The organism is Mycolicibacterium septicum DSM 44393, from assembly GCF_000455325.1.
Lineage (GTDB): Bacteria > Actinomycetota > Actinomycetes > Mycobacteriales > Mycobacteriaceae > Mycobacterium > Mycobacterium septicum.
Genome location: NZ_HG322952.1, coordinates 1,467,374 through 1,475,816, shown reverse-complemented (window position 1 = coordinate 1,475,816; position 8,443 = coordinate 1,467,374). Strand labels below are relative to the sequence as shown.

The following is an 8,443-nucleotide window of genomic DNA, read 5'->3' as shown; positions in this document are numbered from 1 at the left end:
GCGCGCTGGCCTTCCGCGACGGCGACGAAGTGGTGCTGCAGTCCCGCAGCGGAAAGGAACTCGGGCGCTACTTCCCCGAACTGCTCGACGCCCTGCGTGCCGAACTCGCCGACCGCTGCGTCCTCGACGGTGAAGTGGTGGTGCCGCGTGAGATCGACGGCCGGGTGCGCCTGGACTGGGAGTCGTTGTCGCAGCGCATCCATCCCGCCGAGTCGAGAGTGCGGATGCTCGCCGAACAGACCCCGGCGCACTTCATCGGATTCGACGCCCTGGCCACCGGTGACCGGTTGTTGCTCGCCGAGCCGTTCCGGGTGCGCCGCGAGGCGCTGATCGACGCCGTCAACGCCGAGAAGTGGTGTCATGTCACCCGGACCACCACCGATCCCGACCTCGGCGCCCAGTGGCTGCAGACCTTCGAGGGGGCCGGGCTCGACGGGGTGATCGCCAAGAAGCTCGACGGCCCCTACCTGCCGGGCAAGCGGGAGATGGTGAAGGTCAAGCACCACCGCGACGCCGACTGCGTGGCCATCGGTTACCGCATCCACAAGAGCGGGGAGGGCATCGGCTCGATCCTGCTCGGCCTCTACCGGCCCGACGGTGAGCTGCAGATGGTCGGTGGCGCAGCCTCGTTCAGCGTGAAGGACCGGCTCAAGCTGCTGGCCGACCTGGAGCCGCTGCGGGAGGGCGATGAAGTCCGTGAGGGTGACCCCAGCCGCTGGAACTCGGCCGCCGACAAGCGCTGGATTCCGGTGCGCCCCGAGCGTGTGTGCGAGGTGGCCTATGACCAGATGGAAGGCAACACCGTCCATGGGCAACGCTTCCGGCACGCCGTGAAGTTCATGCGCTGGCGTCCGGACCGGGAACCGTCGAGCTGCACGTTCGACCAGCTCGACGTGCCGTTGAACTACGACCTGTACGACGTCCTCGAGGGAGACAGCTGAGATGGCAACCCCGGCAACCGAACTCGACGTCGACGGGATCAAGGTCCGGTTCACCAACCCGGACAAGGTGTACTACCCCAAGCTCGGCAAGGACGGTACCAAGGGCAAGCTGATGGAGTACTACCTCGGCGTCGCCGACCGCATGGTCACGTTGTTGAAGGACCGGCCCACCCACCTGCAGCGGTTCCCCGACGGCATCGAGGGTGAGGAGATCTACCAGAAGCGGGTCCCGCAGAAGCATCCCGACTACCTGGAGACCTGCGTCGTCACCTTCCCGTCCGGCCGAACCGCCGACGCCCTCAAGGTGACACACCCGGCGGCGATCGCGTGGGCCGCGCAGATGGGCACGATCACCTTGCACCCCTGGCAGGTTCGATGCCCGGACACCGAGCATCCCGACGAGTTGCGGATCGACCTGGACCCCCAGCCGGGCACGGGGTTCGCCGAGGCCGCCGCGGTCGCCTGCGATGTGCTCAAGCCGCTTCTCGACGAGCTCGGCCTGGTCGGCTATCCGAAAACCTCCGGCGGCCGCGGCGTGCACGTCTTCCTGCGGATCAAGACCGACTGGGATTTCATCGAGGTGCGGCGGGCCGGGATCGCCCTGGCCCGCGAGGTGGAGCGCCGTGCCCCCGATGCGGTGACCACGTCGTGGTGGAAGGAGGAGCGGGGCGAGCGGCTGTTCATCGACTACAACCAGAACGCCCGCGACCGCACGTTCGCCTCGGCCTATTCGGCCCGCAAGACCCCGATCGCCACCGTGTCGACGCCGTTGTCCTGGGACGAGCTCCGCACAGCCAACCCCGACGACTACACGATCGCCACCGTGCCGGATTTCCTTGCCGGCCGCGAGGATCCATGGGCCGGCATCGACGAGAAGAAGCAGTCCCTGCAGCCGCTGCTGGACCTGGTGGCCGCCGATGAGGAGCGTGGCCTGGGGGATCTGCCGTACCCGCCGAGCTATCCGAAGATGCCGGGGGAGCCGCCCCGGGTGCAGCCGAGCAAGAAGGTCGCCGCCAACTGGGACGAGGAGGGCAACCGCCGCCAGGATTAGCCACCGCTGCGCCTCACCGGATCGTCCGGGCGTGAACCGGGGCGTAGCGCTCTCCCGCGACGCGGCCCGGTGTGAATATCCCGGCCAGAAGGGCGACTTCGTCGGCACTGATCGCAACGTCGGTGGCCGCGATGTTCTCCCGGACGAACGGGATCCGTTTCGTTCCGGGAATCGGCACCACGTCGAGCGGCTGTGCGAGCAACCAGGCCAGCGCCAGTTGTCCCGGGCTGCACCCTTTCTCCGCCGCGATGGCCTTGAGTTGTTCGACTGGCTCGAGGTTGACCGCGAGGTTCTCGGCCGAGAACCTCGGGTTCGTGGCCCGGAAATCCCCCGCGGCGAAGGTACTGCCGGTCTTCACGGATCCGGTGAGCGCCGAGCGGCCCAGCGGGCTGTAGGGCACGAGGGTGATACCCAGCTCCCGGCACGTCGATGTGATGCCCTCCTCGACATGCCGTTCCCACAGTGAGTACTCGGATTGCAGGGCAGTGATCGGATGCGTGGCATGGGCGCGGCGGAGCTGATCGGGACTCACCTCGCTGAGTCCGATGGCACGGACTTTGCCTGCCGCGACGAGTTCGGCCATCGCTCCCACGGTTTCCTCGATCGGCACGCTCGGGTCGAGGCGGTGGTAGTAGTACAAGTCGATGACGTCGGTTCCCAAGCGCCGCAGGCTGGCCTCACATGCGGTTCGTACATACTCGGGCCGGCCGTCGATCGCGATCCCGTTCTCGGAGTCGTTGATCTTCGCCGCGAACTTGGTCGCAAGCACGATTTCGTCCCGGTGCCCGGCGATCGCGGCGCCGATCAGTCGCTCGTTGTGGCCGAAGCCGCGGATCGGCACGCCGAAGGTGATGTCGGACGCGCCGTACACATCGGAGGTGTCGAGGAAGTCGACCCCGAGTTCGAGTGCGGTCCGGATTGTGGCCACCGACTCGTTGTCGTCCGCATCGCCGTAGGACTGCGACATTCCCATGCAGCCCAGTCCGATCGGGCGCACCGTCAACTCGGAATGCCCGAGTTTTGTCCTCATTTGACGGCTCCCAGCGGGTCGACCTGATCGGCGGTGACGTCATCGGCCGCGGTGGAAAGGCTCAGGGTTTCCCACTTCTCGTCGTCGGCCAGCAGGTCGCGTCCGGCGGCAGTCGCGTAGCGGTAGGCATCGGGCCCCACGAGCAACCTCGCCGGGGGATCACTCATCTCGGCGATGTCGACGACGAGTCCGGCCACCTTGGCGGGGTCGCTGGCCCCGAGGTTCTCCGGAGTGCTTTGGGTGATCGACGCACCGACGGTGGCGGCGTACTCCTCACGGACCGTGTCCACGCGCATCGACGACCCGGCCCAATCAGTGCGCATACCACCGGGTTCCAGGACCGTGACCTTGATTCCCAGAGGTGCGACCTCCTTGGCGAGGACGCCGGAGAACCCGGTGACCGCCCACTTGGCCGACTGGTATGCGCCAAGGCCGGCGCGCACGAGTCGTCCACCGACCGACGAGATCTGGACGATGTGACCGGCGCGTTGGGCACGCATGACCGGGAGTGCGGCTTGGGTGAGGCGAACGACGCCGAGGAAGTTGGCGTCGATCTGGGTGCGGAAGTCGTCGAAGTCGAAGTCTTCGATGGCGGCCATGTTCGCGTAGCCCGCGTTGTTGACCAATACGTCGAGCCGGCCGAACCGCTCGACCGCGGTGGCCACGGCTGCGCGCACCTGGTCGTCGTCGGTCACGTCGAGTTGGACAACGGCGAGGCGGTCCCGTTCCCCGGCGGCAAGGTCGGCCAGGGCGTCAGCGGAGCGGACGCCGGCGACGACGCGGTGTCCCGCGCCCAATGCTGCCTCTACGATGGCGCGGCCCAGACCACGGGATGCGCCAGATACCAGAAATACGTACGACATTGCGGTTACCTGCTTTCGGTTGACATATCTGGGTGGGGTGATGGTTCAGGCGACGCTGCGGATCGTTCCGCCGTCGACGCGCAGATCGGCACCGCTGATGTAGCCGGCCTGCGTGCTGGCCAAAAATGCGACCGCGGAAGCGATTTCCTCCGGTCGACCGAACCTGCCCACATCGTTGGGAAACCATTCGGTGGCAGCAGCGGTCTCGATGTCCTCCCACGTCGGGCCCCAGCCGTGTACGGCTCCGGCGCGGATGGCCATGTCCCGCACGGGTTCGGTCAGGATGGCCCCCGGCGCGACGGTGTTGGATGTGATGCCCGTGCCTGCGAGTTCCCGGGCCAGCGACACGGTGAGGTTGTGTCGGGCGGCGAGGGTTGCGTTGTAGTGCGGCTGCATGGCGACGGGCTGGATCGCCAGCCCGCCACCGATCTGAATGACACGGCCCCAGCCGCGCCGCCGCATCCCCGGCACGAGGCGCTCGATCATGCGCACCCCGGATACGACATTGACCTGATAGATCTGCGCCCACAGCTCGGCCGTGAGCTCGGACCATCCCAGTCCGTCGTAGTACCCGGCATTGTTGACGAGGATGTCGATGTCACCCGCGGTCGCGGCGGCGGCGTCGGCACCCGCGTCGGTGGCCAGGTCGCCGGTGACGGACACCGCGTCGCCGCCGGCGGCCCGAATGCGCTCGGCGACGTCGTCCGTGCGTGATGCGTCGCGCCCGTGGACCACGACGGAAGCACCCTCAGCGGCAAGCGTTTGTGCGATGGCCTGACCGAGCCCGGTGCTCGATCCGGTGACCAGTGCGCGCTTACCCGACAGACCCAGATCCATGACCCCGCTCCTATGTCTACGCTCGTATACATCCGATAGGTATACATACGTAGACTTGCGGCGCGATATTCCCTAGCGTTCTCGGTATGGGTTCCTCCCGACCACGCAATGCCGCTGCCACCCGCGAGGCGATCCTGCAATCGGCGATCCGCCACTTTGCGCTGTCCGGGTACGACGGTGTCGGCGTTCGTGAGATCGCGCGAGACGCCGGGGTCACTGCGATGCTGGTGAACCGCTACTTCGGGTCCAAGGAGCAGCTGTTCGCCGAAGCGGTCGAGACCTCGTTCGCGCCTCCGACGATCGTCGCCGAGGAACCGGACGCCCTGGCCCGCGATGCCGCCATCGCACTGGTCGAACGCTCCGACCCGGACGCCGACCCGCTGGAGCCGTTCCTGATCATGCTCCGGTCCATCTCGAATCCGGCTGCGGTGAACATCGTCCGCGACGCGATCGCGCGCCACGTCGGTCAGCGGTTGGCCCGTCAGCTCCCCGAGCCAGGGCGAGAGCTCCGCACCGACGCCATGCTGTCGGTGATGAGCGGAGTCCTACTGATGCGCCGGGTGATACGAAGCCCGGGCTTGACCGACGCGGACACCGATCAGCTGACCGACCTGTTCGAGCGCGTGTTCTCCGCGATCATCGAGCCAGCATGAGGTCCAGAAAGCGCTCGTAGCGCTCCGCGGCCGTCAGTGCGTCGGCCGAGTCGATGAGGTGCAGCGCCCCGATACCGGTGGCGAAGGTGGCCTGGCCGCGCAGGCCGGCGTCCTCGGGGCTGAACCCGTAGTCGAGGTAGGCCCTGGTGACGGCGACCATCACCCGGTGATCGGCCGCCCGCACGTTGGCCGCGGCGATGTCGTCGGATCTGGCCCACTCCCGCATCGCGCGTTCCAGGGTCCAGTGCTGTGGGCTCAGCAGCTGTCTCATCATCTGCGACAGCCGTTCGCGCGGCGGCAGGTCCTCGAGTTCGGCCAGCGCGCGGCGGTCCTGTTCCAGGAAGGCATTCCACGACGCGACCAGGGCCGCCCGGTAGCCCTTCATGTCGGTGAAGTGCCAATAGAAGCTGCCCCGGGTGGCGCCGATCTGCTCGCAGAGCCGCTCGATCTTCAGCGCCCGCATCCCGTCGGAGGCCAGCAGGGCGTACCCGGCCTGAAGCCAGTCATCGGCGGTCAAGCTGCCGGGCGTGCCCTTGCGTTCGCCTGCCATTCGGACAGAGTAAGACGCGCGCGCCCTATCCCGCGGCTGGCAGGTGCATCCCGAACGGCACCGCGCTGATCAGGGTGACGGGCACGGCCTCGCCGCTGGGCACCGGATACTGCCGCTGTTCACCGGGACGCGCGCCGACGATGGCCTCACCCAGCGGTGAGTTCACCGAATAGACCTCCAGGTCGCCGTATTCGGCGCCGCGGATGCCTAGCAGGAACGTCTCGATCTCGCCGGTCTGGTCGTAGCGCACGGTCAGCACCATGCCCGGCTCGGCCACCCCGTCGTCGGGCGGATCCTCGCCGACGACGGCGTTGAGCAGCAGGTCGTGGATCTGCTGGATGCGGGTCTGGCGGGCCCGCTGGATCGCCACCTCGTTCTCGTCGGAATCCGATGCGGCTTCGCCCGAGATCAGGTCTCGCAACGTCGACAACTCGGTCTGGAGTCGGTCGAACGCCTGTGGTGACAACCAAATACGTTGGCTGACAGTCATTGTGGTTTCCTTCCGATGATGCGGAGATGCCGTCAGGGGCGGGTTCGCGCGCCGCCCCTGACGGCTTGTTGGCCCGTTAGGGCGATGTCGTGAATCGTCAGCGGCGCGGGTCGAATTCCCTCAGGACTTCGGGTTGCTTTCCGGTGGTGATGTATTCGGCAAGCAGCCGCCCGGTGACGGGGCCGTGGGCCAGGCCCCACATGCCGTGGCCGCCTGCCACGTAGATGCCTTGTGTCACTTCACCGATCAGTGGGCGCCCGTCCGGCGTGACGGGACGGCCGCCCACCCACACGTCGGTGCGGGCATCCCAGTCGACACCGTCGAGCAGTGGGACGGCGGAGGCGATGATCGCGTCGACTCGCCGTGGTTGCAGCGGATCGTCGGGGGAACGGAACTCCATGGTCCCGGCCACCCGCAGTCCGCCCTGGTACGGCGTGCAGGCGACACGGGCGTCGGGCAGGTAGATGGGTCCGAGAATCGGGCGGTGCACCGGCACGGTGAACGAGTAGCCGCGTCCGGCCTGCACAGGTGTGCGAACCCAGGGCTTGGCGAGCTTCGACAGCCACGCCCCGGTGGCGATCACCGCGGTGTCGGCGGTCAGCGAGCCGTCCGCCAGTTCCACGGTGACGGTGGCACCCTCGGCCCGAACGTCGGTGACCTCACCGATGACCAACTCCGCACCTCGGGCCATGACGGCATCACCGAGCGCCTGGACGAACCGGCCCGGGTCCACGAAGCGCTGACCCTCCACGCTGATGCCCGCGGTGATCGCCGCGGACGCCAGCGGCACATGGTCGCGCAGTGTTTCACCGGACAGGCCGGTCACGGTCACGGTTTGACCGACCGCGGCCATGCGGCGCAGTTCGGTCATCAGGTGTTCGGCCTGCCGCTGCGTTTCGAACAGCGCTGTGATCGGTCCGTCAGTGGTGGGTACCGACACCCCGTTGGCCGTCAGGACGTCGTAGGCCTCGAGGCATTCCTCGTTGAACGGGACGTTGGCCTTGGCGGCCCGGGTCCACGTGGAGAGCCTGCAGTTCATTGCGAACCGGGTCAGGAACGCCAGCACGCGGGGTCCCGAGTTCAGTGGGATGTGCAGGGGAGCGGCCGGGTCGAACAGCGACCGCAGCCCGTAGCGCAGCACCGCGGGGTCGTTGAGCGGGATGGTCAGCGTCGGCGAGATCCAGCCGGCGTTGCCCCAGGAAGCACCCGCGGCCACTCCGCGGCGGTCGACGACAGTGACCTCGACCCCGCGCTCTTGGAGAAACCATGCCGTGGACAGGCCGACAATGCCTGCACCCACGACCACCGCAGACCGCGGTCCGCCGTCAATGCGCTCGACCCCATTCATGCTCCCCATGGTGGGGCTGACCCGGCTTAGTTGGTTTGCAGGATCTCGACAAGTAGAAGGGGTGAGATTGTCGAGTTACGACAACTCTTCTGTCGCCGCGAGCTCGATCATCATCGCCACCCGCTTGCGCGCATCGTCCAGGTCGAGCTGGGTCAACTCGACCATCTTGCGCAGCCGGTAGCGCACGGTGTTCTCGTGCACGCCCAGTGCCCGCCCGGCCCCGGCCAGATCGCCCTGGGCCTCCAACCAGGCTCGTAGCGTCTCCGCGTACTGCGTGCCGTGGGCCTGATCGTGGGCGCGTAGCTCGGCGACCGGTCCGCGCTGCGGGGCGCGGCCGGCGCGGGCGGCGATCCGCAGGCGCTGCAGCAGGATCTCGTCCCAGGCCTCGTCGTAGACGGGCACCTGTTCGTCCAGGTTCTTGGCGTCGCCGTGGCGCACCTCGTGCAGGGCCAGGCACTCGTCGGCCTCACTGCGCGCCAGCGCCAGTTCGGCGGCGGTGGCCGGGCCGCTGATCCCGGCCAGCACGGTCACCGGATCGGGCAGCGCGGCCCGCAACCCCGCCACCCAGCCGCTCGCGGCCTGGGCCTCGGCGCCGGGCAGCACGGTGTAGACGGTGTTGCCGGCCAGGGCGCTGCGCCCGGGTCGCGACCAGCCGAAGCCGGCCGTCGCCCGCTCGAACG

The 8,443-nt window shown here is 68.0% G+C and carries 10 protein-coding genes; 3 read left to right on the top strand and 7 right to left on the bottom strand.

What is annotated here, in order from left to right:
• On the top strand, positions 1–941 hold a 941-nt coding region (locus TX88_RS26910), incomplete at its 5' end, for an ATP-dependent DNA ligase (RefSeq protein WP_044521423.1).
• Between the two features lies 1 nt (position 942).
• Positions 943–1,992, top strand: coding sequence for a non-homologous end-joining DNA ligase (ligD, locus tag TX88_RS26905; RefSeq protein WP_044521419.1), 1,050 nt, complete (start codon positions 943–945; stop codon positions 1,990–1,992).
• A 13-nt stretch (positions 1,993–2,005) separates the two neighbouring features.
• On the opposite strand, the gene TX88_RS26900 is transcribed toward ligD, so the two are convergent.
• The 3 genes from TX88_RS26900 to TX88_RS26890 are packed head-to-tail and all read right to left on the bottom strand — an operon-like array spanning position 2,006 to position 4,722.
• Positions 2,006–3,022, bottom strand: coding sequence for an aldo/keto reductase (locus tag TX88_RS26900; protein ID WP_044521415.1), 1,017 nt, complete (start codon positions 3,020–3,022; stop codon positions 2,006–2,008).
• Positions 3,019–3,885 carry an SDR family NAD(P)-dependent oxidoreductase gene (locus TX88_RS26895; protein WP_044521414.1) on the bottom strand — a complete coding sequence of 289 codons (867 nt, stop codon included), beginning with the start codon at positions 3,883–3,885 and terminating at the stop codon, positions 3,019–3,021. The genes TX88_RS26900 and TX88_RS26895 overlap by 4 nt, the downstream gene beginning before the upstream one ends.
• Positions 3,886–3,930: 45 nt before the next feature.
• Complete coding sequence (locus TX88_RS26890) at positions 3,931–4,722, bottom strand: SDR family NAD(P)-dependent oxidoreductase (protein ID WP_044521413.1); 792 nt, start codon at positions 4,720–4,722, stop codon at positions 3,931–3,933.
• An 86-nt stretch (positions 4,723–4,808) separates the two neighbouring features.
• On the opposite strand from TX88_RS26890, the gene TX88_RS26885 reads away from it, so the two are divergent.
• On the top strand, positions 4,809–5,375 hold the full coding sequence (locus TX88_RS26885) for a TetR/AcrR family transcriptional regulator (RefSeq protein ID WP_044521411.1): 567 nt from the start codon (positions 4,809–4,811) through the stop codon (positions 5,373–5,375).
• Here the strand turns inward: TX88_RS26885 and TX88_RS26880 are convergent.
• The 4 genes from TX88_RS26880 to TX88_RS26865 form a co-directional block, all read right to left on the bottom strand.
• Complete coding sequence (locus tag TX88_RS26880) at positions 5,359–5,925, bottom strand: TetR/AcrR family transcriptional regulator (protein ID WP_044521410.1); 567 nt, start codon at positions 5,923–5,925, stop codon at positions 5,359–5,361. The genes TX88_RS26885 and TX88_RS26880 overlap by 17 nt on opposite strands.
• A gap of 25 nt (positions 5,926–5,950) precedes the next feature.
• Positions 5,951–6,415: a GreA/GreB family elongation factor gene (locus tag TX88_RS26875; protein WP_044521408.1), complete on the bottom strand. Its 465-nt coding sequence runs from the start codon at positions 6,413–6,415 to the stop codon at positions 5,951–5,953.
• 97 nt (positions 6,416–6,512) lie between these two features.
• Positions 6,513–7,763, bottom strand: a complete 1,251-nt coding sequence (locus TX88_RS26870; protein ID WP_044521406.1) for an NAD(P)/FAD-dependent oxidoreductase — start codon at positions 7,761–7,763, stop codon at positions 6,513–6,515.
• Between the two features lie 75 nt (positions 7,764–7,838).
• Positions 7,839–8,443 (bottom strand): PucR family transcriptional regulator (locus TX88_RS26865; RefSeq protein WP_044521400.1); only part of this gene is annotated, 605 nt, incomplete at its 5' end.